Consider the following 23,454-nt stretch of genomic DNA (forward strand, 5'->3'; position numbering starts at 1 on the left):
GGCATGCACGTCCTTGAGTTCCACGAGCCGATCCTGACCGAGCGGCTGATGCTGCGCCTCGAGACCGACGCGGACGTCGACGCGGTGCACTCGTGGCAATCGCGTGAGGATGTCTGCCGGTACCTTCTCTACGCTCCGCGCGATCGTGACACCGTCGCCACCAAGATCGCGGAGAACGCCGGCCACACGCGACTCGAGTCCAGCGGTGACTATCTCCAGCTCGGTGTGCAGCCGTTGCAGGGCGGACCACTGATCGGCGAGATGTACATCACCGTCGACAACGCCGCGTTCTCCACGCTCGAGATCGGCTGGGTCTTCCACCCCGACGTCGCCGGCAGGGGATACGCGACCGAAGCGGCCCAGGCACTGCTCGTTCTCGGCTTCGAGACAATGGGTGCACACCGGATCATCGCGACGCTGACCCCGGAGAACGCGGCATCCGTTCGACTGTGTCTGCGACTGGGGATGCGCGAAGAGGCGCACTTCGTGGAAGACATGCTCGTGAAGGGCGCGTGGGAGGACACCGGCGTCTACGCGATGCTCGACCGGGAGTACGAACTGGGCGAATAGGCTTCCCGGCGCTCGTTTGTGATGATGAGGTCATGTCACCAGCTCCCCCAACGGCGGTCGTCCGCACCGGAACGCGAATCAAGGCGTTGCTCACTCACCCCCGGTTGTTGCTGTCGGTGAAGACCGCTGTCGCGGTCGGGATCGCCTGGATCGTGGCACCTCTCGTTCCGGGTGTTGCCGATGAGTACCCGTATTACGCCCCTCTCGGTGCCCTGATCAGCATGTCGCCGACACTGATGAGTTCGGTCCGACGGGGCGCCGAGACGCTCGCGGGGCTCGCCATCGGAATCGTTCTCGCGGGTGCGGTGATCATCTTCTCCTCACCCAACGTGATCACGATCTCGCTCGTCGTCGGTGCAGGCATGCTCGTCGCCGGCAGCCGTTACCTCACAACAGGCGGCGAGTACGTCCCCGTCGCCGCGCTCTTCGTGCTGATCATCGGTGGGCAGAACGCCGACGAGTACTCCATCGGCTACCTGGTGCAGATGAGCGTGGGGATCGCCGTCGGGCTCCTCGTCAACACCCTCGTTCTCCCTCCGCTCAATTTCAGTGCCGCCGTGCTCCAGCTCACCCAGTTCCGTTCCGAGCTCGCCAACCACCTGGACGACATCAGCAACGCTCTCATCGAGAGCTGGCCACCCGAGCACGAGGAGTGGGCGAACCGGGCAGGCACGCTTGCCGAGACGGCCGACCGGGTGCGTGGTGCCGTCGGCCACGCCGACGAGAGCCGCAAGTTCAACCCGCGGGCCAGGCTCCACCGCCGGGACCTCGAGAAGGACTACCAGGACCTCGCAGACCTCGAGTCGATCACCTTTCACGTGCGGAGCCTCGGCAAGGTTCTCGCGGCCGCGATCTGGGACGGGCCGATCCCGGCCGAACTGCCCGAATCTCTCCGGAAGCCGATGAGCGACACCGTCCACGCTGTCGCCGAGGTTCTTCGGTTGCGCAACGCCGGTGACTCCATCGACGAAGCCGTCGCCGCCGCAGACGAATCGCTGCGGGTTCTCCTCGAAGCGCTTGACGCGCAGCGCGACCTGGACCCGTCGTCGCTCAGCCCATCGGCATCCGTCGCAATGGACCTGCGCCGGATCCTCGCGATCATCGAAGAGTCGGCTGACGTCACCCAGACGTAGCCCGTCTCAGGACGGTGCGGGCCCCGTCGTGTCACCCGGCTGGAAGCGCACGTCAAACGTCACCGGCTCGGGCGACCCACCGGCGAGCATCTCGACGATCGCGCGGCCGGCCGCAGCACCCTTGCCCTGTGACGGCTGCCACACCGTCGTCAGTGACCGCTCGAGACCTTCGACACGGATGCCGTCGAATCCGACGACGCTGAGATCCTCCGGTACCCGGAGCCCCAGCTCCTCCGCCGCGGCGAGGACGCCGGCGGCAAGAAGATCGCTCTGCGCCAGGATCGCGGTCGGGCGATCGGCGGGGGGCACGTCGAGGAGCACGAGGGCTGCTTCACGGCCGGCATCACTCCTGCTGCCGGAGGCGATTCGCCCGCCGATGCCTGGGAACACGCTTCTGGCACCCGCGATGCGCTCGAGGGTTGCCCTGACCGTTGCTGCGGCTTCGCGTTCGGCGGTCAGGGGACCCGGTGTGCTGTCCCGGTCAATCGGGAGGGTGATGATCGCTGCGCGAGTGTGGCCGAGCTCTCTCAGATGTTCAGCGAGCAGGCGGACACCGCCCCGGTTGTCGACGCCGATCGTGTGGACCGCGGCATCCTCTTCCCCTTCGATCTGCACCATCGGAATGTTGCGGCGCCGCAGCAGGTCGAGCGTCGAGATCGTGTCGACGTTGCAGCCAACGAGGACGACGGCATCGACGGGGGCATCCTTCACACTCAGCTGCCCGTCGCTCACGTCGGGGATGAGGAGCAGGCCCGCACCGATCGCACTGATCTCCTCCGCAAGTCCGTCGAGGGTCTGGATCAGGACGGGATCGCGGAACGAGACCCCGATTCGCGCGGGAATGAGCGCGCCGATGATGCCGCTTCGACCCCGACGCAGGGACTGCGCGAGCGGGTCCGGGCCGCCATAACCGAGTTCAGCGGCCGCGGCGAGAACCTTGGCGCGGGTATCGTCCGAGACCGGCCCGTGCCCGCTGAACGCGAGCGACGCCGTCGACGGAGATACTCCGGCCCGACTCGCAACAGCGGCGAGAGTCGGGCGGGCCTCTGTCCGGTCGCCGGATGCCGCTCGGTCGCGATTCATGAGCTCCCCGGTGTGGTGGGCCGCGGCGCTGGTGCGCCTTGACCGTAATGGGTGGTCTCGGCTAGCTTAGCGACGTCGGCTCGAATCGATTCGGCTTCTTTTCCTTTTCCGCGAACCGACATTCGAAGTGACATGACCTCCCCTCTCGTGCCCGCAGCATCCGCTCTTCGTCCTCGCAATGAGCTCGCCGCCTGGCGAAACGCTATCTTCGTGATCTTCACGCTTTCCGGCCTGAGCATCGCGACCTGGGCGGCGCGGCTGCCGGAGATCAAGGCGAACCTCGACGTCACGACCGGGTCGATCGGCATCCTCATTCTGGGAATGAGCGCCGGTTCGATCCTCGGGCTCATGGCCTCGGCCTGGCTGATGGCCCGGATGGGCGCGCGCTCCGGAATGGTCCTCTCCCTGAGCTTCGTCGCCGTAGGACTCGTCCTCATCGGAATCGGTGCCGGCATCGTGTTCTCGCCTGTGCTCGTCTTCGTCGGCCTCGCGCTGTTCGGCTTCGGCAACGGAAGTGTCGACGTCATGATGAACGTCGAAGGCGCTGCTGCTGAAACCGAGCTGGGCAAGACGGTGCTTCCGCTGATGCACGCGTGCTTCAGTCTCGGAACCGTGATCGGAGCCGGGATCGGTGCCGCGGCATCCGCTCTGCAGATCGGGGTGGCCTGGCACGCCATCGCCATGGCGGTGATCATCGCCGTCGCCGCCGTCATTGCCGTGCGGTTCGTCCCGGTGCGCGAGGAGCTGGGCGACGAGACGGCACCGCACGCAAGCAAGCCGGACTGGAAGGCACGACTCAAGGACAACCTCTCGGTGTGGGCAGACCTGCGGCTCATCCTCATCGGCGTGATCATGCTCGGAATGGCCTTCGCCGAGGGAAGCGCGAACGACTGGCTCGCCCTCGCCGCCGTCGAGGGACACGGGCTGTCAGAGCCCACCGGTGCGATCGTGTTCGGAGTGTTCGTGTCGGCGATGACCGTCGGGCGTGTGGCCGGCGGCCCGCTCATCGACCGCTTCGGTCGCGTCAGAGTGCTTCAGGTATCGGCTGTATCGGCCATGGCCGGTCTGCTGATCTTCATTCTGGGCACGGACCTCTGGCTCATCATTCTCGGCACGGCACTCTGGGGCCTCGGAAGTGCGCTCGGGTTCCCGCTCGGGATGTCGGCTGCCGCTGAAGGCAAGAATGCTGCGGCGCGCGTGAGTGCTGTCGCGATGATCGGATACCTGGCGTTCCTCGTCGGTCCGCCGCTGATCGGACTCCTCGGCGACGCCGTCGGTCTGCTCAACGCCCTGTTCGTCGTGCTCGTGCTCGTGGTGCTGTCCGGGCTGGCCTCCCCCGCTGCGCGAGAGCGCGAAGCGAAGCTTCGCTCTCGAGCGGATTGAGCGGCGCGGCACGCTTGCCGCGACAGTCGAAATCAGAAAGCGCGAAGCGAAGCTTCGCTCTCGAGCGGATTGAGCGGCGCGGCACGCTTGCATCCTGTGCCGGCTCATCGGTCCCTTATGCGCGAAACGCGGGCTGAAACCCGACATAGCGGACCGATGAACGCGCCCGCCCCGCATGGCGCCGGTTCATCGGTCCCTTATGCCCGAAACGCGGGCCGAAACCCGACATACCGGACCGACGAACGCGCCCCGCGGCATCCGCGCACCGTTCAGGTGTCACTAACGAGCGCCAAACCGCCCGAAAACGGTGCGTTAGCGACAAGTGAACGTCCCGGCGACCTCCCCGGGGCGCTGGCTCACAGACATCCCGGGCTACACTCGTCGAGTGCGTTTGGTGATTGCGAAGTGTTCCGTTGACTATGCCGGTCGGCTCTCCGCTCACCTACCCCTCGCCACGCGCCTGCTCATGCTCAAGAGCGACGGAAGCCTTCTGGTGCACTCCGACGGCGGCAGCTACAAGCCACTCAACTGGATGAGCCCGCCATGCACGCTGAGCGTCGTCGAACCCGACGAAGACCAGACGGATGCCGGCATCACGCAACTCTGGAAAGTCACCCACGCGAAAACGGGCGACCAGCTCATCGTGTCGGTGTACGAGGTCTTCTCGGACTCCGAGCACGAGTTCGGCGTCGACCCCGGACTGCAGAAAGACGGCGTCGAGGCTCACCTGCAGAAGCTCCTCGCCGAGCAGATCGAGCTTCTCGGTGATGGACACACGCTCGTGCGTCGTGAGTTCATGACCGCCATCGGACCGGTCGATATTCTTGCGCGCGACGAAGCCGGGGCATCCGTCGCCGTCGAGTTGAAACGTCGCGGAGACATCGACGGCGTCGAGCAGCTCACCCGGTACCTCGAGCTCATGAACCGCGACCCTCACCTCGCCCCAGTTCGGGGAGTCTTCGCTGCCCAGGAGATCAAGCCACAGGCGCGAACCCTCGCCGAAGACCGCGGCATCCGCTGCCTCGTGCTCGATTACGACGCGATGCGAGGCCTTGACAACGCAGACGGTCGACTGTTCTGATGAGTGCCCGGTTCCGCCGGGAATTGTCGAGTGGATCGCCAAACTGCCTACTATGGAGTTCCTATGTCTATTTCATCTCCTGAACTGACGAGCACGGGATCGATCGTCGTCAACCGCACCTGGTCGACGATCCTCTTCGACCTCGACGGCACGATCACGGATTCAGCACCCGGCATCACCGCACGCCTCGCGAAGATGTTCGCAGCGCTCGGCCTGCCGGTGCCCTCAGAAGAGGAACTGCTCCACTGGGTCGGGCCCCCCATGCTCGAGTCACTCGAACTCCGCGCCGGCATGACGCCGACCGAGGCGTTCGACGCCCTGCTCGTCTACCGCTCCATCTCGGACGAGGACGGCCCCTGGTCGGGTTCGGCCGTCTACCCGGGGATGGCAGGCCTGATCAAGCAGGTCGCCGCAAGCGGCATCCCGACGGCGATCGCGAGCAGCAAGCCGGAGTCCCAGATCCACGCCGTGCTCGACCACTTCGGGCTGAGCGAGTACTTCACCATCATCTGCGGCGCGTCAGAAGACGAAACCCGCAGCGCGAAAGCGGATGTCATCGCTGAGGCGATCACGCGCCTCAACGCCCAGGGCATCGACACCACCCACAGCGTGCTCGTCGGTGACCGCCACCACGACGTGGAAGGCGCAGCCGTCCACGGCATCCCGACCATCATGGTCGAGTGGGGCTACGGTTCCCCCGCTGAAGCGACCCACGCCATGGCCGTCGTGCACTCGACCGACCAGCTCTCCAAACTGCTTCTGGGCTGAGACCGGCTCTCGGCGAGATCCCACCGCTGGCCCATAGGCTGGATGCCATGACTGACGGACTCTGGTGGCTCCCGTCCCTCATCGTGTTCGGCACGGCCGGTCTCGCCGTGTTCGTCATGGTGCGCGTGACGGCAGCACGACGCCGACGACTCGCAACCGGGACCCACGACACCCTGGCCGCCCTCGAGCAGCAGGCGGGAGTCGCGCTCGTGCGCACTGACGACCTCGTCCGGTCCGCCGAGGACGAGGTCGATTTCGCCTCGGCGCAGTTCGGGGAGGCCGCTGCCGCCGATTTCGCGCGCGCCGTGGCATCCGCTCGCGACCAGTTGCGAGAGGCCTTCCAGCTTCACCAGCAGCTCGCCGACGCCGTTCCCGACAGCGAATCGCAGCGCCGGCGCTGGAATTCACGCATTCTCGAGCTGTGCACGTCGGTCGACCGCACCCTGAGCGAACACACCCGGCAGCTCGACGAACGGCGCGCCGTGGAGCGGAACGCTCCCGATCTCGTCGCTGAGTTGCGGCGGTCGATCGACGCAACCGAGAAGCGCGTCGAGGAAGCCGGGCCGATCCTCGAACGGCTGGCCTCGAGCTACGCTCCCGGGACATTCATCGCGGTGTCGGATGCCACGGGCCGCGCGCACGACTCCCTCGCGGCCGCGCGCGCTGCCCTCGCCCAGGCGGAGCTCCGGGTATCCGCACGCGAGAGCGCCGCCCAGGCTCTCGACACCGCCTCGCAGCACCTCCTCACCGCGCGGCACGCGCTCGACAGTGTGTCACGGACGGCATCAGGACTCGACGCCGCAGCAGCCGAGCTCGCCGCTGCCGTCGCCCGCGTTCAGGCGACGGTCGACGACGCGAGACGCCGTCGGGACGCGAGCGAAGTGCCCGAAGCCGTCGACGAGCTCACAGCCGGAATCGATCTCGCCACGGCGGCACTGACCCGCGCGAGCGACCGCACGGAGCTGCCCGATCCGCTCGACCGGCTCGACACCCTCCGCGAGGCCGAAGACCGGCTCGACGCCGCTCTCTCGAGCGCTCGGAGCCGCCAGCAGCGTATCGAATCGGCACGTGAAGCACTGAGAGGTGCGCTTTTCTCCGCCCGCAGCCACCTCGATGTCGCCGCGACGTTCATCGCCGAGCACCGCTCACGCGTGGGCCCGGATGCTCGCACCCGGCTCGCGGAGGCGGAACGCCAGCTGGCCCTCGCCCAGGCGGCCGACGACCCGGTCGACGCGCTCGACATCGCTCGCAGGGTGTCGCGACTCGCTCAGGATGCTGATGCTCTCGCCCGCTATGACGCAGGCCCCAGGACCGCTCCATACAAGCGCTGATCCGCACGCCACAGTCGTGCGATGCCGAAACCTAGAGGTTGACGCCTCGCGCGGCCATGTACGGCACCGGGTTCGTGAAGTTGCCGCCGAGGCGGATCTTGAGGTCGAGGTGGCAACCACTCACGACGCCGGTGGCACCGACACTCGCGACGACGGTCCCTGCTTCGACGAGCTGGCCGACCGATACCTTGAACGATCCGCTCTGCACGTGGCCGTAAATCGACTCGACTCCACCGCCATGGTCGACGATGACGCGCTGACCGTACGCTCCGCCTGAACCGGTGAAGGTGACCCGGCCGGCAGAGACCGCCTTGATCGGGGTGCCGCAACCGGCACCGAAGTCGACGCCGTCGTGGAAGGAGTTGGAGCATCCGGCACCGTTGCAGATGAGTCCGCGTGGGCCGTAGTGCGACGAGATACCGGCGTTGAGCGGCTTGATCCAGGTGCTGCTGCGAGTGGCGAGGAACGCAGACAGGTCGGTGTCGTTGGCGTTGTAGACGTAGGCTCCGGACGAACCTCCGCGACCGGCGGCGAGCTTGGCGGCCTGCTTTGCTGCCTCGGCTGCAGCCTTCGCTGCTTCGGCTGCGCGAAGCTCCTCGGCGGAGGTGGCTGAGTAGCCGTCACGAGCGAGAGCGGGGCGGCTCCAGTTGGCCACGGTCAGCGACTGGGCGCCGGTGTCGTGAATCGGCGCGATCGCGGCGGAATCCTCGCTCGTGAATGCATAGGCAGGGAGAGCGACGGTTCCGAAGATTCCCGGAACAGCGATCGCGACGATGAGCATGGACCGGATCGACTTCCAGCGCGAGGGCCGCGATACGGACCGGGCGGATGTCGTCGGGGGCGTCGCGGCGACACGTGCTGCCAGTCGCGCCCGGGTCGGCGCGGGTGCGGCGACGGGGATCTCGGGAGCGGGGAGTTCAGGGGCGACCGGGTTCGCCGCAGCCTCGATCTCGACGACAATCGCGGGCTCATCGGGCGTTCCTGCCGCCGGAATGACCTCTACGGTCTCGGAGACGCCGGTCGCTGCAGCGGACCGTGCGTTGCGCAGGCTCCGACGGGTCGGAAGCGCTTCGGGAGTATCGGGAGTGGAGTCGCTGCCGCTGGCCGTGTCTGGCTTTCGGCTGGTCTCGTCACTCATCACAAATATCTCCGGGGGCATTCTCGAACCGGCGGCAAGCATCCGTATTGCGGCACTTTTCTCAGTAGTCAAGAACGCTGATGTTCGGGTGGGCGGCGGCCTGGTTGCTGCCGGGCCCGGTTTTCGGGTACATCCGAGAGTACTCGATCCTCCCTGAAAGGACACTCCCAGTTCGGGTGAGCACCCTGTACCGTCGATTTCCATGACCGTAGTCCTGCGTGAACCGACTCTCGAAGACGCTGCTGAGCTCGGTCGCGTGCACCAATTGTGCTGGGTCGAGACGTACGAAGCGCTCGTTCCTCCGGAGTTCTGGGACCACTCCACCGAAGCCCGGCGGATCGGGATGTGGGAACGGATGCTGCGCCGCAACGCCGGCGACCTTCGCCTCGTCCTCGCCGAGGAGGATGGCAGCATCGTCGGGCTTGCCGCCGCGGGCCCCGTCCTGACGCGGGAACACCCCGGGCACGAACCAGCAGAGGCTCGTGAGGTTCAGATGCTGTATCTCTTGCGTTCCCGCCACGGCAGCGGAATCGGCCAGCAGTTGCTGGACGCGATTCTGCGGCCGGATGAGGGGGCGCAACTCTGGGTCGCGGAGCAAAACGAACGAGCAGTGGCGTTCTACCTGCGGAACGGTTTCTCCCCAGACGGCGTTCGCGACGAAGAAGCGCACAGGGGAACAGACCTGACCGCGATTCGCCTGGTTCGCCGTTCGAACGGCGGCTGAGCTCCGATTCGCCTACCACCTCCGGCGAGGCGACGACGACAGCAGGCGTCGTGCGGCACGATGAGAGACAGGCGATCGCCGAGAGCTGCCCAGCTCGACCGAGGTGTGGGGACCATGCGCAAGAAAAAACAGACTGCTGAGATCGACCAGGCCGACCTGAAGCCGGACGTCGCCGTCCAGCGCGGAGCCGGCGCCGCCGGCTTCAGCATCGCTGCGTTCCGGATCGGACTCGTCGGCGGCATCGGCGTGCTGACCGCCCTGCTGATCGCGAGCATCCTCGGTCAGCTCGGCACCGTGCTCATCTACATCGGCCTCGCGCTGTTTCTCGCGCTCGGCCTCGACCCGCTCGTGACCTGGCTCGAGAAGCGGATCCACCGCGGCGTCGCCATCGCGCTCGTCGTTCTCGGCGTGCTCGGGCTCTTCGCCGCCTTGCTTTTCGCCGTCATTCCCGTGCTCGTCGAGCAGGCGACGAACCTCATCGACGATTTCCCCCGCCTCCAGAAAGAAATCCAGTCGAGCGACTTCATCGAGGGCCTCGAGACCGCGTTCGGTGGCGCGCTGAGCATCAGTGAAGCCCTCTCCAACGCCATCGAATTCGTCAGCGACCCGAAGAACCTCGTCGCCATCGGTGGCGGGCTTGCTGCCGTGGGCGCTGGAGTTGCCAGCGGTGTCACCGGCGCGATCATCGTGCTGATTCTCACCCTGTACTTCCTCGCGTCCCTCCGGTCTATGAAGGGTGTTGCGTACCGGTTCGTTCCGCAGTACCGCAGGGTCGGGTTCGCCACGATCACCGAAGAGATCACCGGCGCCGTCGGGCGTTATGTCGTCGGCCAGCTCACGCTCGCCGCGACCAACGGCATCCTGAGCCTCATCTTCCTGTCGATCATCGGGGCTCCGCTCCCCTTCCTGCTGGCGATGATCGCGTTCCTCGGATCGCTCGTCCCGCTCGTCGGGACCCTGACGGCATCCGTCATCAATACCCTGATCTGCCTCTTCGTCTCGCCGGCCACAGCGCTCATCGCCGGCATCTACTACCTCGTCTACATGCAGATCGAGGCGTACGTCCTCAGCCCGCGGATCATGAACCGTGCCGTCGCCGTTCCCGGCGCGATCGTCGTCATCGCGGCGGTCGCAGGTGGAGCCATCGGCGGGGTGCTGGGAGCGCTCGTCGCGATTCCCGTCGCGGCATCCGCCATCATCATCACGCAGAAGGTCGTCTTCCCCCTGCAGGACTCGAAGACGTCGCCGAGCGGGGCTTAAGACCCACTTGACGCACGGGAGCTGAGCGGAGAAAACTCGACGGAGAATCCCCTCGATTTCTCTCGGAGCGCAGACCCGTGACAAGTTTCGATACTGCCGGCCTCGACCACCGCGCCCTCGCCGTGCTGAGGGAATCCACCTCCGGAGCGGTCGTTCTGCCCGGTGACCCCGGATACGAGGCGGCGCATACCGTTTATGGAACGACCTACGGGCAGTCCAGCGCTCCCGCACTCGTTGTCCAGGTCGCGGATGCCGAGGACGTGCGGCTCGCCGTCGCGTTCGCGCGCGACAACGGCCTCGTCCTCTCGGTCCGCAGCGGCGGGCACAGCGGCAGCGGATTCAGCACCAACGTAGGCGGTCTCGTGATCGACCTGCGGCGGCTGAACGAGGTCGAGGTTCTCGACCGGAACAGCGGCCTCGTCCGCATCGGTGCTGGCGCCGTGTGGGGCGATGTGGCGACAACGCTCGGGGCAAAAGGGCTTGCCCTCTCGTCCGGAGACACGGTGAGCGTCGGCGTCGGCGGACTCACCCTGGGCGGCGGGATCGGCTGGTTGGTGCGACAGTACGGACTCGCCCTCGACAGCCTCGTCGAAGCATCCGTCGTGACCGCTTCCGGCGAGCACCTCCGCGCAAGCTCCGACGAAAACGCCGACCTGTTCTGGGCGATCCGCGGTGGTGGAGGCAACTTCGGCGTGATCACGAGCTTCACCTTCGAAGCACACCCGCTGGCTGGTGTCGTTGCGGGCACCCTGCGTTACGGCGACGACGATCTCTCGACTGCTCTGACCGGGTGGCGCGATGTCATGCGCGTCGCACCCGAGGAGCTCAACACCACATTCCTTGCCATGCCCGATTTCCCCGGCATGCCCGGCGGAGTGCAGATTCTGGTCGCGTACGCCGCTACGGATGCTGCGGAAGCGGACGCCGCAATCGCTCCGCTCCGGGCACTGCCCGGGTTCCAGGGTGATGACATCTCTTCTCGGGCATACGCAGACCTCCTCGAAGAAGCACATCCTCCGGAGGGCATGCTCATCGTCGGCCACAACGCGTTCGCCCGTGTTTTCGATGACGACACGATCGCGGCGGTCGCGAGGATGTACACGGAACTGGGCGGATCGGTGCTCATGATCCGGAGCCTCACCGGGGCATTCCAGCGCGTCCCGAATGACGCGACCGCGTTCGGCTTCCGGGACAGCGAGGTTCTGCTGATTTCCGTCGCCTTCTTCCCTCCGGACACACCGGCAGAAGCCACCGATCGGGTACGCGGCCTCTGGGGCGAGGTCGAGCCGCACCTCACCGGCACGTATGCCGGATTCTCAAGCGCTCCGGACGGCGAGGACCCGGCGCTTCTCTACCCTCCGGACACTCTTGCCCGCCTCGTGGAGGTCAAGCGGAAGTACGACCCAGCGAATCTGTTCCGGCGAAACCACAACATCCGCCCTGTCGCGGGCTGACCGAGCCGGGCCGACGCGCCGGCTAGCTCTCGGCTGCCGCGTCCCGCTGCCTGCGGGCGCGACGAGTCAGTGGCGCCGCGACCGGCGCGCTGTCCGGTGCTGAACCGCCGTCCGACGCTGAGCCGTCGACGGGAGCTGAGACAGTCACCTTCGGACGGAGCGCGGAAGCCCACGAGACGGACGGGGCGCGCGGTCCGGCGTCGACGGCATCCGTCTCGACCGGCGACGACGAACCCGAGCCAACCGCCTTGACCACGAGGACGGCGATCCCGGTGGTCACGGGGATCGCGAGGACGAGGCCGATCGAGCCGACGAGGGTGCGCACGATCTCTTCGGCGAGTTCTCCGCTCGAGATGGTTTCGAGGAACGGCCGGTCCTGCAGTGACAGCAGGATGAGCAGCGGAAGGGCGGCACCGGCGTAGGCGAAGACGATCGTGTACACCGTGGATGCGATGTGGTCACGGCCCACCCGCATCGCCCCGGCGAAGAGGCGGCGCGCGCTCGATTCGGGCGCGAGTTCGTGCATCTCCCAGACCGCGGACGACTGGGTGATGGTGACGTCGTTGAGCACACCGAGGCCGGAGATGATGAGCCCGCAGAGCAGGATGGCCGAGAGTGAGATCGACTCGGACGCGTATGACAACGTGTAGTCGGCTTCGTCATTGAGGCCGGTCAGGTTCGCGGCCCCCGTCGCCCACGCAGCGACGAGCGACGTGGTGACGAGGCCGAAGATCGTGCCCAGCAGCGCCGTCGATGTTCGCGCCGAGAACCCGTGGGCGAAGTAGAGCACCGCGATCATGATCACGCTCGACCCGACGAGCCCGAGCAGCAGCGGTGGTTTGCCCTCGACGAGTCCGGGGAGGATGAACTGAGCGACGACGACGTACGCGCCGAGAAGCCCGAGGAGTGCCCGGAGTCCGCGCCAGCGCGCGACGAGGATCACGACGGCGGCGTAGATGGCGGCGAGCAGGGCCATCGGCACCGTTCGCACGAAGTCGACGAACGAATACTGTGCCGCCGCGCTCTCGCTCCGCTCTCCCAGGTCAAGGAAACGGATGCGGTCGCCCGCGACCACATCGACCTCACGCTTGATCTCGGGAGGCACCTCGACCGCGACGGTCTCGCCGCCGGCATCCGGGGAGAGATGGGCGACGGTGCACTGCTGATCGGCGGGAGCGCCGGCGGATGGGTAGAGGCAGGTGGAGGTCGAGAGGGACTCGACGGTTCCGACCTGGAAGTTCACGCCTGCGGCAGCGGAGTACGGGTTTCCGACCTCGATGTCGTCAGCGGCGCCGCTCGGCCAAAGCAGCGCCATGCCGAGGATCGTCAGCAGGGTCAGCGGAATGAGGATCGCTGCGAGCAATCGATTGGCGCGGCGTCTCGTCGCTGCTGCCTCGACGGTAGGCACTGTGTCGTCGTGCGAGTGACTGTGCCCCACGGGAACTCCTGTTTTTCAGGCCAGCAGGGCGCGGCGGGCGCGGGCGGAACGGAGAGCGTCTGTTCCCACCAGCAGGATGAATCCGGCAGCGATGAACAGCACGAGCGCCATGGGGAGGTTCTCGATGCCGGTCCGGTCCAGCAGCAATCCTCCGAGCAGCGCGCCACCGCCGATGCCGATGTTGAACGCCGTGGTCTGGAGTGCCGCAGCGAGGTCACGCGTCCTGAACGAGGCGGTGTGGAGCATCCGGGTCTGCAGCATGGCCGGAAGTCCGCCGAAGGAGACGCCCCACACCACGAATGCGACAACGACGACGATCGGGTTCTCTGACCAGATCGCGAGGACGAGAACGGATGTCATGACGCCGAGAAGAGCGAAGGCGAAGCCGCGCTTGGGGAAGCGGTCCGAGGCGAAACCGGCGAGGACGAGGCCGACGGCCCCGGCGCCACCGAACAGGAAGAGGAGGAACGCGACGGACGTTTCGGGGAAACCGGCCGCCTCGACGAGCCACGGCGCGATGTACGTGTAATACGTGTTCTGGCCTGTGATGAGAATGACGATGACCACACAGAGCAGTGCGACCCCACGGATGCTGCGGTCCTTGTACATCGGGATGGCGATCTCACCCGTCTTCACGACGACGTGGTGGTTGACCGGCGGCAGAAACTTGAGAACCGCGAGCGCGAGGAGAACGACGATCGCGGCGATGATCCCGAACGCCACCCGCCAGCCGAGGGCGTGGCCGAGTGCGGTTCCGACGGGGACGCCCAGCACGAAGGCAGCGGATGCTCCGCCAGAGGTGATGGCGACCGCCTTGCCGAGTTGGTGCTTCGGCACCAGGTGGGCCGAGTAGGCGGCGACGACGGCCCAGAAGAGGCCGTGCGCAAGCCCGCCGAGGATGCGGGCGCCGACGAGAATCTCGTAGGTCGGCGCAATGGCGGCGAGCACGTTCGCGAACGCGAGCACGAGGAGCACAACGAAGACGAGGCTTTTGCGCGAATACTTGCGGGTGAGAGCAGCGAGCGGGGTCGTCGCAATGACCACGGTTCCGGCGAAGACGGTGACGAGAAGGCCGGCGGTCGAGATGCTCACGCCGAGTTCGCTCGCCATGTCCGGCAAGAGTCCCGTCGGCAGGAACTCACTCGTGACCGAGACGAAGATGGCTCCGGCCAGCGTGAGCAGGCCGATCCAGGGGAACGGCGCTTCGGTTGGAGTCGGTGCGGTCGTGGGAGAGGACACAGGCGTCGCCGATCGAGGTCAAGGGAGAGGGCAGAGGATGCGGGCACGACTCCGTTGTGCGGCGCGCGATTCGCCCAGCCTATTCGACGGCCGCGCGCATCATCGATCAGATTTCGAGAAGCGCCGCCGGGCACGTCGCTCTACCGTGGGAAGCACAGCATCCGATCAGGACCCCGAGCGAGGAGCCGGAAATGAACGCAGCGAAGTCCGCCACGGACGAGCAGAAGAACAATGACGGGTTCTCCGCCGAAGAGCGCGCCGCGATGAAGGAACGTGCGGCGGAGTTGAGGGCGGAGGCGCGCCGCGACGCGAAGGATGCCAAAGCGCGCGAAAAGGGGGACGCGGAGGTTCGCGACAAAATCGCCGAGATGCCTGACGCCGAGCGTTCCATCGCCGAGCGGCTGCACGAGATCGTGACCGAGAATGCCCCCGAGCTCCTGCCCAAGCTCTGGTACGGGATGCCGGCCTATGCCAAGAACGGCAAAGTGCTGTGCTTCTTCCAGTCGGCGCAGAAATTCGACACCCGCTACTCGACGTTCGGTTTCAATGACGTTGCTGCGCTCGACGACGGCTCGATGTGGCCGACGGCCTACGCGCTGACCACCCTCACCAAGAAGGATGAGAAGGTTCTCGCCGACCTGGTGAAGAAGGCGGTCGGCTGACGGATGCCGCGGCGCACGCAAAACAGGAGATCGCACGTTTCGCAGGAGAAAGCCGCGGAAAGCATCCTGTAAATCCTGCGATCTCCTGTAAATCGTGCGACCCTCGACGCCGCCGTCCGCCGCCGGCCGCCCTCACGCCCCAGCAGGCGGATTCGCCAGCAGCTCCACCCGGTCATCCAGATACGACGCGAGGTCGACGGCATCCGCGTCGGTCGCCGCCCGATTCCACCGCACTCGCGGCCGATCGCCATCGAGAAACAACCGCCCGCTCGACGCCTCGAGCGCTGCAACCGACAGATCCACGGGCTCAGCGTCGAAGTTCACCGTCTCACCGAGCGGAAACCTGCCCCGGGATGCCGCGGCCCGGTACGCGCGCCGCTGCTCAGCCGATTGGGACTGGTAACCCGGGCGCCCCGGCTCGAGAGCTCGCGTGGTCTGCCCCGTCTCATACAGCGCGCCGTCGGCTCCGAGCAGAAAGACGCCGAGTCTCCACACCCGGCCGAGCGAACGCAGCACCGCCGGTCGCGGCACGAGGAGCACGCGGTGCTCGGGGACGTATTCGGCGAGCGCCTCGGTGCGGGCTTCTGCCGAGAACAACCGCTCGACCGCCCGATCGAGAAGCGCGCGGATCTCGAGCGCGATCCGTTCCTCGTCAGCGGCGGCGGGCATCGGTCATCGCCCTGACGCGAGAAGTTTCACGACGCGCTCGGGGTTCGCGAGCATCGGCCGTGCCGCCGGGTCAGCCACGAGCCGGCTGAGCAGCGCAGACGCCGCCCGAACGCTCCTGGTCCAATACCCGCCGACGTGGTGCCGCGTCACCGGCATGACGACCGGATCGGCACCGGTCACGGAGACCCGCAGCGTGCCGTCCTCGATGTCGTCGGCGATGCCCCAGTCGTGGAAGATCGTGCCGAGAATCCCGAGCCCGACCGTCGTCGCGAGCCCGGGCAGCCGGAACCGTGTCTCAGGCACCGTGAGCGTGACATCCTCGATCCGGGACCAGTCGAGCGACACGGGCTGCTCCCGGTACTCGCGCAAGACGAGAGCGGATGCCGTCAGCTCGGCATGGTGACCACCGGCGTCACCGAGAACGAGGGAATCGCCGCGGGCTTCGAGGGGTCCGAATCGGCTCATGCGATCAGCTTATCGACGCGGTGGTCACAGCTTCGTGAGTGCACTCCCCTTGTGCATCGCGTCGTTGCCGGTCTTGTCACTCGTGACTTCGTACTGCGGGTCGTCCGGGGTGCAACGGCGGGTGCGGCCCATGAACTCCACGTCCTTCGTGTGCACCTTGGTCACCTTGCCCTCGATCTGCCCGCCCTCCGAGTTCCAGCGCACGCGGTCGCCGACCTTGAATTCATTCGTCATGGTTTCCTCCTTGTTCAGCACCCCACGAAGTGCCGCAGGGTGTCAGCATTTCTCACGGCATTCCCGCCGCCGTCGTTGTTGAAGTAGGCGAAGACATCCGTCCCGCCGTCGCTCCATTCACGGATGCGATCGGCCCACCATCGCAGGTCGTCGTCGGTATACGAGCCGCCGTAGAGCCAGTCGGAGTCAGGACCGTGCAGTCGCACATACGCGAACGGCGCCGTCACCCGCAGAATGCACGGCAGCCGGGCCCCGCTCATCACGCAATACGCGGCGCCGTGAGCCTCGAGCAACCGGAACACGTCGTCGGTGTGCCAGCTGTCGTGGCGGAACTCGACGGCGACCCGGATCCAGTCCGGGAGCCGGCCGAGGAAATAGTCGAGGCGGGCGTCGTCACGCGGCATCCCCGGCGGCAACTGCACGAGCAGCACCGCACGCTTGTCGCCGAGCTCGTGCCAGGCCCGGGCGATCCGGTCGATCCAGGTTTCGGGCGCGTAGAGCTTCTTCGCGTGGGTGAGTCCGCGCGGCGCTTTCGCCGAGAGCTGGAACCCCTGCGGAAGCCGGTTTCGCCAGCTCGCGAACGACGCATCCCGCGGCCAGCGATAGAAGCTCGCGTTCAGCTCGACGGTGTCGAACCGGTCCACGTAGTGCGCCAGGCGGTGCCAGCGGGCGAGCCCCTCCGGGTACAGCACATTCTCCCAGTGGTCGTAGCTCCAGCCGGAGGTTCCGATCGAGATGCGTGCCATTGGCCCAACCTATAGCCGGGGTGCCCCGGGCAGACAAGCCCTTGCCGCGTCGAAACGACCGGTGTGACGCTTACCCTCTCAACCCAAACTCAAGGGAAGGATGCCGATGCGATCGATGGTGTATCGCGGACCGTACAAAGTCCGTGTTGAAGAGAAGGACATCCCGGCGATTGAGCACCCCAACGATGCGATCATCCGGGTGACGCTCGCTGCGATTTGCGGCTCCGATTTGCACCTGTACCACGGCCTGATGCCAGACACCCGGGTTGGTACGACCTTCGGCCACGAGTTCATCGGCGTCGTCGAAGAGGTCGGCTCATCCGTCCAGAACCTCAAACGCGGCGACCGCGTGATGGTGCCGTTCAACATCTACTGCGGCTCTTGTTACTTCTGCGCCAGGGGCCTCTACTCCAACTGTCACAACGTCAACCCGAATGCGACAGCGGTCGGTGGCATCTACGGCTACTCCCACACGTGCGGCGGTTACGACGGCGGGCAGAGCGAATACGTGCGGGTTCCGTTCGCGGATGTCGGGCCCTCCCTGATTCCCGAATGGATGGACGACGAAGACGCTCTGCTCTGCACGGATGCTCTCGCGACCGGCTACTTCGGAGCCCAGCTCGGCGACATCACCGAGGGCGACACGGTGGCCGTCTTCGGTGCGGGGCCGGTCGGACTCTTCGCCGCGAAGTCGGCCTGGCTCATGGGCGCCGGCCGGGTGATCGTCATCGACCACCTCGAGTACCGGCTCGAGAAAGCACGCACCTTCGCCCACGCCGAGACGATCAACTTCGCTGAACACGACGACATCGTCGTCACGATGAAAAAGACGACGGACTATCTCGGTGCGGATGTCGTGATCGACGCCGTCGGCGCCGAAGCAGACGGCAACGTGATTCAGCACGTGACGTCCGCGAAGTTCAAACTCCAGGGCGGCTCCCCCGTCGCGCTCAACTGGGCGATCGACTCGGCCCGCAAGGGCGGAACGATCTCGGTCATGGGTGCGTACGGAACCATGTTCAGCGCCATCAAGTTCGGTGACGCCCTGAACAAGGGGCTGACGCTGCGGATGAACCAGTGCCCGGCCAAACGGCAGTGGCCGCGGCTGTTCGAGCACATCCAGAACGGGTACCTCAAGCCCAGCGACATCGTCACCCACCGAATCCCCCTCGAGCACATCTCCGAGGGATACCACATCTTCTCCGCGAAGCTCGATGACTGCATCAAGCCGGTCATCGTGCCGAGCGCGACCGCTTAGAAGGGAACGGACATGCCCTACACCGCCGAAGGACCACAACGCCGCGAGTCCAACGAGGAACTGCGCGCCCGCATTCCGGGCTGGGGTGCCGACCTCGACCCGAAGGATCGCCCGGCAGTGCCACGGGAACGCTTCGACCCCGGGGCGACGGGCGCGCACTGGGATTTCCCGGAACGCCAGCAGGAGAAGTACCCCAGGGAGCGCTCGGTCGAGCACAAGTTCCTGCCGCCGGTCTTCGGCACGACGGCGCCGTTGAAGGGGCTGTCGGGGGTGATGCGCAGATACGCCTATAAGAAGTACAGCGAGGCCCAGGCTGCGCACTGGCTGATCCTCCTCGCCTCCGACCGTGTCGACGCCGTCGAGAGCCACCTGCGCTCCTTTGCGACGCTGCGCCCTGACAATCCGATCACTCAGAGCGGGGTGCACAGCGAGTTGACGCGCCACGGCTTTTCATCCCGGGTCGGCAAGAACCGCGCCGACCTGAAGCATCAGTGGATCGACCCGATCCTCGTCGGCGGGCCGTGGATCGTCGCCGGAGCCCTCGGCTTCGCCGTTCTCCGCGGTCTGTTCCGGCGACGCTGACCGCGAGCCCCACACCGCATGGCACTCGCAGCCCCTACGCTGGACAGATGACGGATGCCGCGCTGATCGGCCCGGTCGATCCGCCGGATCTGCACGTGATGACCTACAACATCCGTCGGCGGATGGCCCACGTGCCGCCGCGCAGCCCCGACCTCTGGACGCGCAGGCAGCCGCTTCTCACGCAGTTGCTCCAGCGCGAGTCGCCGACAATCCTCGGCACGCAGGAAGCCCTCCCCGACCAGGTCGAGTTCGTGAGTGACGTGCTCGGTTCCGACTACAGCCGGGTCGGCCGCGGCCGCAATGCCGACGGTGACGGCGAGCAGTGCGCGCTCTTTTTCGATACCCGCCGGCTCACCCTTCACGACTGGACCCAGCGGGCCCTGTCCGACAGTCCGCGAGTGCCCGGGTCCCGGTCGTGGGGAAACATGCTGCCGCGAGTTGTCGTGTCCGCCGATTTCACCGACGTGGCCACCGGCATCCGCTTCTCGGTCTTCAACGCCCACTTCGACCACCTGTCGCGTTCGTCGCGGGTGAGGTCGGCGCGCATGCTCAACGACCTCGTCGAGGCGACGGATGCTCCAGCGATCGTCCTCGGGGATATGAACGCGGGAGTGCGCTCCGAGCCGTACCGAATCCTGACCGGCGGGCCACTGCAGGATGCCTGGACGGTGGCGAACACACGACTGACCCCGGCGTGGAGCACCTACTCGGGCTACCGGAGGCCGAAGGAAGGCGGCAAACGCATCGACTGGATGCTCGTCACCGAGTCGGTGAACGTCGAGGCCGTCGCCATCAACGCGGCACGTTTCGGGGGGGCTGCGCCCTCCGACCACGAGCCCGTGCAGGCGCGCCTTCGCCTGTCACCGGGTGTTTGACCAGACCTCAGCCGATATTCTGGCCTCATGATCCAGACATTCCTGCGCCCCCCTCGCGGCGTCGCCGAACTGGCGGCGGACGGCGTGCGCGTGCTCGGCGTGCTGAGCATCGCGGTGGCGTTCGTCGGCTGGAACGCCGTCGACGTCGCGGTGTTCGCGCTCGTGCTCCTGGGTCTCGTCATCCCGCGTTTTCTCGGCATCCGCCCCGCACTGGATGCGACGTTCGGCCTGGTGCTGCTCATCGCGGCGTGGAGTGCGGTGCTCGACCTCTATGAAGCACTCCTCTACTGGGATCTCGTCGTGCACTTCGTCGCAAACGGACTGGTCGCTGCTGTCGCCTATGTCGTTGCCGTGCGTTTCGACGTCGTGCCGGATCCCGCGCAGACGCGGGTTCCGCTCGGTGCGATCGTCGTACTGACCGTGGCTTTCGGTTTCACGGCCGGTGTGGTGTGGGAGGTCGCCGAGTGGGTCGGACACACCTACATCGACACCAGTATCTTCGTGGCGTACGACGACACCATCGGCGACCTCGTCGCCGGCGGGCTCGGTTCGATGGTCGCCGGCCTTGGCGGGCGATACCTGTCCGGTCAGTCCAGGTACATTCCGGCACGACGGCCGGTTCCGGCTTCCCTCTGACTCGACCCTGAGCGTTCGGGCGGAGAATCGAGGGGTCCATCGCCCATACGTGGACGGACCCCACGTTTTTCCGCCCGAATGTACGACGCAGCGGGTTACGCGGCCGAACCGAGCAGGAGACCGCCAGCGCTCGCGACGATCGTGAGCACGAGCATCCCGACGCTGCTGAGGAGCGCACTGCCATAGCGACGCTCCTGGGCCAGGCGCACGGATTCGACACTCGCCGTGCTGAACGTCGTGTATCCGCCGAGGAACCCGCTCCCGACGATGAGCTGGGCTTCGACCGGCAGGACCGCGGCGAGCGCCAGTCCCGTCACGACGCCGAGCAGGAATGATCCGGTGACGTTGATCAGGAGCGTACCGACCGGGTAGCGCACCGACCTGCGCCACAGCATCCCGTCGAGCACGAACCGCGCTCCGGCGCCGAGCCCACCGGCGAGCGCGAGGGCGACGAACACGAGGGGCGTCACGGGTGAACCTCGTCTCGGGCTCGCAGACCCGCCGAAATACGGATGCCGACGATGGCGGCGACGAGACCGGTCACGAGCGTGCCGATCGCGTAGAGGATGCCTGTGGCGACCTCCTGGCCACCGAACAGCTGGGCGGTGTGGGTCGCGAGAGCGCTGTAGGTGGTGAACCCGCCGAGGAACCCGGTCCCGAGAAGGAGCCGGCCCCTCAGTTTCGACCCGGTGAGTGTCGCCGAACCGAGACGCTCCAGCAGGAGCCCGAGCGCGAAGGAACCGACGACATTGATGAGGAATATTGCGAGCGGAAAGCCGCCCAGGTCGGGGATCGAGAGGGTGAGCAGCTCGCGGGCGGCAGTGCCGACGGTACCTCCGAGAATCACCAGACCTATGAGGCCCGGCCGGAGGTGCGCTGGTCGATGGTTCTTGGGCGGATTCCTCGCGCTCACGCCCCGGTCTCCCAGGGCGGCGGCGCATTGGTGCGAGTGCCCGGGTGGGGGATGACGACGAGGGGGCGGTGCTGGCGGTGCGCCAGGTGAGCCGCAACAGATCCGGTGAAGAATTCCTGCAGGGTGCCCCGGAAGCCCGGCTCCCTGGTCCCGACGACGATCATCAGCGCATCGACGCGGTCTGCACACGCTGCAAGTTCCGAGCTGGGGTCACCGACGAGGGGCTGCACGCTCCAGCGAACACCGGTCGGCTCGAGTATGCCGGCGATTCGCTGACGGAGGGCTTCATCGAAGGTTTCGATCCGGAGTCCGGCGGCCTCCGGATCGACCGGTTTCGAGGTGAACCGTCCGTCGGCGAAGCGTTCGACGAGGTAGCGGCTGGGGTCGACGCGGGCACAGACCAGCATGGCTCCGAACCGTGCCGCGAATTCCGCGGCCCGTTCAAGCACGTGCGCCGGCTGGCGTGGAACGACGCCGACGACGATGACGTCTGGATCAGGCATCCCCGTCCCCTCTCTGAACCGGCTGGTTCCGGGGACGGAACCGATCGGCCCCACCGCTGCAGTAAATCTGCGATGACAGCAGTGTTCCAGAATTCCCTTGGCGACGGAAGCCAGCCGTTCTTGCATTCACATAGCAGGTGTGTAAGCTCGACCCTCGTGTTCGGAAAAGTCAGGTCAGTGAGCGAGGCTTCCACGCTCTTGGCGTCGGTCGAGCCGGAATGGCCCGACACAGAGAGCGTCGATGGCGAGCGCTCGGATGTTTCTTCACGCGTAGCCCGCACGGATTACGGCACCGCCCCCAATCGAATCCTCGTTCTCGGCGACGCCGACACGACGTTCGACGCCGTTTTCGGTGAACTCGCCAACCACGGTGTGGACGCCGTGCGCGCCCATGAGATTTCGGCCTGCGCCGCGTCACTGCACGCGAACAAGGCCACCGGGGTCGTGCTGACGATCGACGCCGCAAGCCTTGCCGAGCGCTCCGCTCGCAAGGAACTCGCACGGTCGCTGACCGGCACGCTGCACAAGCTTCTGCCGCTCCTCGCTCAGCCGGCACAGGTACTGGTCCTGGCCCGCGGCACCGACGAGACCCAGAAGTCGCGGATGGACAAAGAGATCCAGTCCGTGATCGGCAAGATCAGCCGGCAGGCGACCAACGAGTACGGCGTGAACCTCACGATCACCGCCGTTGACATCACCGGCAACGTCGACACCACCGTCATCGCGCGTCGCGCGGTCGAACTCTTCGACGCTCGCGAAGAAGTCACGACCGGTGAGCTGCTCGACTACACCGAGATCGAGAACCAGTCCATCGGTTGCGCCCTCGCACTCCGGTTCGTTTACTGAGTTCAGCAGCACGAGCTGACCGCTCTTGTGTCCTTCCCCGCCACGTCAGATAGTGGGAAGAGAACGCGGGAGGGCCATGAGTCGGTGGAGAAATGCTGGGCCGATCGCCGTGGCACTCGTCATGGCGATCGGAGTTTCTTCGTGCTCCCAGCAGGACCCTTTCATCGGGTCGGACGCGCTTCCCTTGGGCCGCTGGGTCGAAACCGACGGCGAGAACGCCGCGTTCCTCGCGATCGGGTCGAAAGGCACCTTCACCGGGAGCGACGGATGCAACACCCTCACCGGAACATGGGAGGTGGCCGATGACGGCAGCATCCGTTTTCCGGCCACCGTGGCCACAGAACGGTGGTGCGAAGGTATGGACCCGTGGCTCGGGTCCGCCGTCGAGGGCCGAGTGGTTGACGGCGTGATGACGCTCGAGTCTGAGGACGGCACCGTACTCGGAGAGCTGCGAGCCCGCTGA

27 protein-coding genes are annotated in these 23,454 nt (G+C 66.5%); 16 read left to right on the top strand and 11 right to left on the bottom strand.

Annotated features, from left to right (window positions below; translation table 11 throughout):
- The first annotated feature begins 3 nt into the window (after window positions 1-3).
- Together D9V29_RS09005 and D9V29_RS09010 are read left to right on the top strand one after the other, a co-directional pair.
- Window positions 4-570 (top strand): GNAT family N-acetyltransferase, encoded by a 567-nt coding sequence (locus D9V29_RS09005; RefSeq protein WP_121672982.1) that lies wholly within the window; start codon window positions 4-6, stop codon window positions 568-570.
- 32 nt (window positions 571-602) lie between these two features.
- Window positions 603-1,703, top strand: a complete 1,101-nt coding sequence (locus tag D9V29_RS09010) for an FUSC family protein (protein ID WP_121672983.1) — start codon at window positions 603-605, stop codon at window positions 1,701-1,703.
- Between the two features lie 6 nt (window positions 1,704-1,709).
- On the opposite strand, the gene D9V29_RS09015 is transcribed toward D9V29_RS09010, so the two are convergent.
- Complete coding sequence (locus D9V29_RS09015) at window positions 1,710-2,786, bottom strand: LacI family DNA-binding transcriptional regulator (protein WP_121672984.1); 1,077 nt, start codon at window positions 2,784-2,786, stop codon at window positions 1,710-1,712.
- 132 nt (window positions 2,787-2,918) lie between these two features.
- On the opposite strand from D9V29_RS09015, the gene D9V29_RS09020 reads away from it, so the two are divergent.
- The 4 genes from D9V29_RS09020 to D9V29_RS09035 all read left to right on the top strand — a co-directional run bounded on the left by D9V29_RS09020 (window position 2,919) and on the right by D9V29_RS09035 (window position 7,349).
- Window positions 2,919-4,169, top strand: a complete 1,251-nt coding sequence (locus tag D9V29_RS09020; protein ID WP_121672985.1) for an MFS transporter — start codon at window positions 2,919-2,921, stop codon at window positions 4,167-4,169.
- A gap of 385 nt (window positions 4,170-4,554) precedes the next feature.
- A complete protein-coding gene (gene nucS, locus D9V29_RS09025) occupies window positions 4,555-5,250 on the top strand; it encodes an endonuclease NucS (RefSeq protein ID WP_121673040.1) in 696 nt (231 codons plus the stop codon).
- Window positions 5,251-5,313: 63 nt separating this feature from the next.
- The gene (locus D9V29_RS09030) at window positions 5,314-6,018 is read left to right on the top strand and encodes an HAD hydrolase-like protein (RefSeq protein WP_121672986.1); all 705 of its coding nucleotides are present in this window, start codon (window positions 5,314-5,316) and stop codon (window positions 6,016-6,018) included.
- Window positions 6,019-6,065: 47 nt separating this feature from the next.
- Window positions 6,066-7,349, top strand: a complete 1,284-nt coding sequence (locus D9V29_RS09035; protein ID WP_121672987.1) for a coiled-coil domain-containing protein — start codon at window positions 6,066-6,068, stop codon at window positions 7,347-7,349.
- A gap of 31 nt (window positions 7,350-7,380) precedes the next feature.
- Here D9V29_RS09035 and D9V29_RS09040 read toward each other — a convergent pair whose 3' ends face one another.
- The gene (locus D9V29_RS09040) at window positions 7,381-8,487 is read right to left on the bottom strand and encodes a M23 family metallopeptidase (RefSeq protein ID WP_183084966.1); all 1,107 of its coding nucleotides are present in this window, start codon (window positions 8,485-8,487) and stop codon (window positions 7,381-7,383) included.
- A gap of 202 nt (window positions 8,488-8,689) precedes the next feature.
- On the opposite strand from D9V29_RS09040, the gene D9V29_RS09045 reads away from it, so the two are divergent.
- The 3 genes from D9V29_RS09045 (at window position 8,690) to D9V29_RS09055 (ending at window position 11,925) form a co-directional block, all read left to right on the top strand.
- Window positions 8,690-9,211, top strand: a complete 522-nt coding sequence (locus D9V29_RS09045; RefSeq protein WP_121672989.1) for a GNAT family N-acetyltransferase — start codon at window positions 8,690-8,692, stop codon at window positions 9,209-9,211.
- A gap of 114 nt (window positions 9,212-9,325) precedes the next feature.
- Window positions 9,326-10,471 carry an AI-2E family transporter gene (locus D9V29_RS09050; protein WP_121672990.1) on the top strand — a complete coding sequence of 382 codons (1,146 nt, stop codon included), beginning with the start codon at window positions 9,326-9,328 and terminating at the stop codon, window positions 10,469-10,471.
- Window positions 10,472-10,548: 77 nt separating this feature from the next.
- A complete protein-coding gene (locus D9V29_RS09055) occupies window positions 10,549-11,925 on the top strand; it encodes an FAD-binding oxidoreductase (RefSeq protein WP_220699943.1) in 1,377 nt (458 codons plus the stop codon).
- A 22-nt stretch (window positions 11,926-11,947) separates the two neighbouring features.
- Here D9V29_RS09055 and D9V29_RS09060 read toward each other — a convergent pair whose 3' ends face one another.
- Window positions 11,948-13,363 carry a YibE/F family protein gene (locus D9V29_RS09060; protein WP_121672991.1) on the bottom strand — a complete coding sequence of 472 codons (1,416 nt, stop codon included), beginning with the start codon at window positions 13,361-13,363 and terminating at the stop codon, window positions 11,948-11,950.
- 15 nt (window positions 13,364-13,378) lie between these two features.
- The gene (locus tag D9V29_RS09065) at window positions 13,379-14,602 is read right to left on the bottom strand and encodes an MFS transporter (protein ID WP_121672992.1); all 1,224 of its coding nucleotides are present in this window, start codon (window positions 14,600-14,602) and stop codon (window positions 13,379-13,381) included.
- 191 nt (window positions 14,603-14,793) lie between these two features.
- Here D9V29_RS09065 and D9V29_RS09070 point away from each other — a divergent pair, with 191 nt between their 5' ends.
- Entirely contained in the window at window positions 14,794-15,264 is a 471-nt protein-coding gene (locus D9V29_RS09070) for an iron chaperone (protein WP_121673042.1), read from the top strand.
- A 132-nt stretch (window positions 15,265-15,396) separates the two neighbouring features.
- Here D9V29_RS09070 and D9V29_RS09075 read toward each other — a convergent pair whose 3' ends face one another.
- The 4 genes from D9V29_RS09075 to D9V29_RS09090 are packed head-to-tail and all read right to left on the bottom strand — an operon-like array spanning window position 15,397 to window position 17,378.
- Complete coding sequence (locus tag D9V29_RS09075; RefSeq protein WP_121672993.1) at window positions 15,397-15,933, bottom strand: hypothetical protein; 537 nt, start codon at window positions 15,931-15,933, stop codon at window positions 15,397-15,399.
- Window positions 15,934-15,936: 3 nt separating this feature from the next.
- Window positions 15,937-16,398, bottom strand: coding sequence for a hypothetical protein (locus D9V29_RS09080; RefSeq protein WP_121672994.1), 462 nt, complete (start codon window positions 16,396-16,398; stop codon window positions 15,937-15,939).
- Window positions 16,399-16,422: 24 nt separating this feature from the next.
- Window positions 16,423-16,632 carry a hypervirulence associated TUDOR domain-containing protein gene (locus tag D9V29_RS09085; RefSeq protein WP_121673043.1) on the bottom strand — a complete coding sequence of 70 codons (210 nt, stop codon included), beginning with the start codon at window positions 16,630-16,632 and terminating at the stop codon, window positions 16,423-16,425.
- 14 nt (window positions 16,633-16,646) lie between these two features.
- The gene (locus D9V29_RS09090; RefSeq protein WP_121672995.1) at window positions 16,647-17,378 is read right to left on the bottom strand and encodes a DUF72 domain-containing protein; all 732 of its coding nucleotides are present in this window, start codon (window positions 17,376-17,378) and stop codon (window positions 16,647-16,649) included.
- A gap of 106 nt (window positions 17,379-17,484) precedes the next feature.
- Here D9V29_RS09090 and D9V29_RS09095 point away from each other — a divergent pair, with 106 nt between their 5' ends.
- The 4 genes from D9V29_RS09095 to D9V29_RS09110 are packed head-to-tail and all read left to right on the top strand — an operon-like array spanning window position 17,485 to window position 20,729.
- Window positions 17,485-18,636 carry a zinc-dependent alcohol dehydrogenase gene (locus D9V29_RS09095; RefSeq protein ID WP_121672996.1) on the top strand — a complete coding sequence of 384 codons (1,152 nt, stop codon included), beginning with the start codon at window positions 17,485-17,487 and terminating at the stop codon, window positions 18,634-18,636.
- Window positions 18,637-18,648: 12 nt separating this feature from the next.
- Complete coding sequence (locus D9V29_RS09100) at window positions 18,649-19,218, top strand: hypothetical protein (protein WP_121672997.1); 570 nt, start codon at window positions 18,649-18,651, stop codon at window positions 19,216-19,218.
- A 47-nt stretch (window positions 19,219-19,265) separates the two neighbouring features.
- Window positions 19,266-20,093 (top strand): endonuclease/exonuclease/phosphatase family protein, encoded by an 828-nt coding sequence (locus tag D9V29_RS09105; RefSeq protein ID WP_121672998.1) that lies wholly within the window; start codon window positions 19,266-19,268, stop codon window positions 20,091-20,093.
- Window positions 20,094-20,120: 27 nt separating this feature from the next.
- Window positions 20,121-20,729 (top strand): DUF2238 domain-containing protein, encoded by a 609-nt coding sequence (locus D9V29_RS09110; protein WP_183084967.1) that lies wholly within the window; start codon window positions 20,121-20,123, stop codon window positions 20,727-20,729.
- Window positions 20,730-20,824: 95 nt separating this feature from the next.
- Here the strand turns inward: D9V29_RS09110 and crcB are convergent, their stop codons facing one another.
- The 3 genes from crcB to D9V29_RS09125 all read right to left on the bottom strand — a co-directional run bounded on the left by crcB (window position 20,825) and on the right by D9V29_RS09125 (window position 22,145).
- A complete protein-coding gene (gene crcB, locus D9V29_RS09115) occupies window positions 20,825-21,199 on the bottom strand; it encodes a fluoride efflux transporter CrcB (RefSeq protein ID WP_121672999.1) in 375 nt (124 codons plus the stop codon).
- Window positions 21,196-21,576 (bottom strand): fluoride efflux transporter FluC, encoded by a 381-nt coding sequence (locus D9V29_RS09120; protein WP_229790474.1) that lies wholly within the window; start codon window positions 21,574-21,576, stop codon window positions 21,196-21,198. Before D9V29_RS09120 ends, crcB begins: the two co-directional genes overlap by 4 nt.
- 62 nt (window positions 21,577-21,638) lie before the next feature.
- Window positions 21,639-22,145: a universal stress protein gene (locus tag D9V29_RS09125; RefSeq protein WP_121673045.1), complete on the bottom strand. Its 507-nt coding sequence runs from the start codon at window positions 22,143-22,145 to the stop codon at window positions 21,639-21,641.
- A gap of 177 nt (window positions 22,146-22,322) precedes the next feature.
- On the opposite strand from D9V29_RS09125, the gene D9V29_RS09130 reads away from it, so the two are divergent.
- Together D9V29_RS09130 and D9V29_RS09135 are read left to right on the top strand one after the other, a co-directional pair.
- Window positions 22,323-22,991 (top strand): hypothetical protein, encoded by a 669-nt coding sequence (locus D9V29_RS09130; protein WP_121673000.1) that lies wholly within the window; start codon window positions 22,323-22,325, stop codon window positions 22,989-22,991.
- Window positions 22,992-23,067: 76 nt separating this feature from the next.
- On the top strand, window positions 23,068-23,454 hold the full coding sequence (locus D9V29_RS09135) for an META domain-containing protein (RefSeq protein WP_121673001.1): 387 nt from the start codon (window positions 23,068-23,070) through the stop codon (window positions 23,452-23,454).

Source organism: Mycetocola manganoxydans (genome assembly GCF_003667545.1).
In the GTDB taxonomy this organism is placed as follows: Bacteria; Actinomycetota; Actinomycetes; order Actinomycetales; family Microbacteriaceae; genus Mycetocola_A; species Mycetocola_A manganoxydans.

Bases quoted from the DNA above. Each gene is read 5' to 3' on its own strand.
- D9V29_RS09005 (WP_121672982.1), top strand. From the start codon at position 4: ATGCACGTCCTTGAGTTCCACGAGCCGATCCTGACCGAGCGGCTGATG.
- D9V29_RS09010 (WP_121672983.1), top strand. From the start codon at position 603: ATGTCACCAGCTCCCCCAACGGCGGTCGTCCGCACCGGAACGCGAATC.
- D9V29_RS09015 (WP_121672984.1), bottom strand. From the start codon at position 2,786: ATGAATCGCGACCGAGCGGCATCCGGCGACCGGACAGAGGCCCGCCCG.
- D9V29_RS09020 (WP_121672985.1), top strand. From the start codon at position 2,919: ATGACCTCCCCTCTCGTGCCCGCAGCATCCGCTCTTCGTCCTCGCAAT.
- D9V29_RS09030 (WP_121672986.1), top strand. From the start codon at position 5,314: ATGTCTATTTCATCTCCTGAACTGACGAGCACGGGATCGATCGTCGTC.
- D9V29_RS09035 (WP_121672987.1), top strand. From the start codon at position 6,066: ATGACTGACGGACTCTGGTGGCTCCCGTCCCTCATCGTGTTCGGCACG.
- D9V29_RS09040 (WP_183084966.1), bottom strand. From the start codon at position 8,487: ATGAGTGACGAGACCAGCCGAAAGCCAGACACGGCCAGCGGCAGCGAC.
- D9V29_RS09045 (WP_121672989.1), top strand. From the start codon at position 8,690: ATGACCGTAGTCCTGCGTGAACCGACTCTCGAAGACGCTGCTGAGCTC.
- D9V29_RS09050 (WP_121672990.1), top strand. From the start codon at position 9,326: ATGCGCAAGAAAAAACAGACTGCTGAGATCGACCAGGCCGACCTGAAG.
- D9V29_RS09070 (WP_121673042.1), top strand. From the start codon at position 14,794: ATGAACGCAGCGAAGTCCGCCACGGACGAGCAGAAGAACAATGACGGG.
- D9V29_RS09075 (WP_121672993.1), bottom strand. From the start codon at position 15,933: ATGCCCGCCGCCGCTGACGAGGAACGGATCGCGCTCGAGATCCGCGCG.
- D9V29_RS09080 (WP_121672994.1), bottom strand. From the start codon at position 16,398: ATGAGCCGATTCGGACCCCTCGAAGCCCGCGGCGATTCCCTCGTTCTC.
- D9V29_RS09085 (WP_121673043.1), bottom strand. From the start codon at position 16,632: ATGACGAATGAATTCAAGGTCGGCGACCGCGTGCGCTGGAACTCGGAG.
- D9V29_RS09090 (WP_121672995.1), bottom strand. From the start codon at position 17,378: ATGGCACGCATCTCGATCGGAACCTCCGGCTGGAGCTACGACCACTGG.
- D9V29_RS09095 (WP_121672996.1), top strand. From the start codon at position 17,485: ATGCGATCGATGGTGTATCGCGGACCGTACAAAGTCCGTGTTGAAGAG.
- D9V29_RS09100 (WP_121672997.1), top strand. From the start codon at position 18,649: ATGCCCTACACCGCCGAAGGACCACAACGCCGCGAGTCCAACGAGGAA.
- D9V29_RS09105 (WP_121672998.1), top strand. From the start codon at position 19,266: ATGACGGATGCCGCGCTGATCGGCCCGGTCGATCCGCCGGATCTGCAC.
- D9V29_RS09110 (WP_183084967.1), top strand. From the start codon at position 20,121: ATGATCCAGACATTCCTGCGCCCCCCTCGCGGCGTCGCCGAACTGGCG.
- D9V29_RS09125 (WP_121673045.1), bottom strand. From the start codon at position 22,145: ATGCCTGATCCAGACGTCATCGTCGTCGGCGTCGTTCCACGCCAGCCG.
- D9V29_RS09135 (WP_121673001.1), top strand. From the start codon at position 23,068: ATGAGTCGGTGGAGAAATGCTGGGCCGATCGCCGTGGCACTCGTCATG.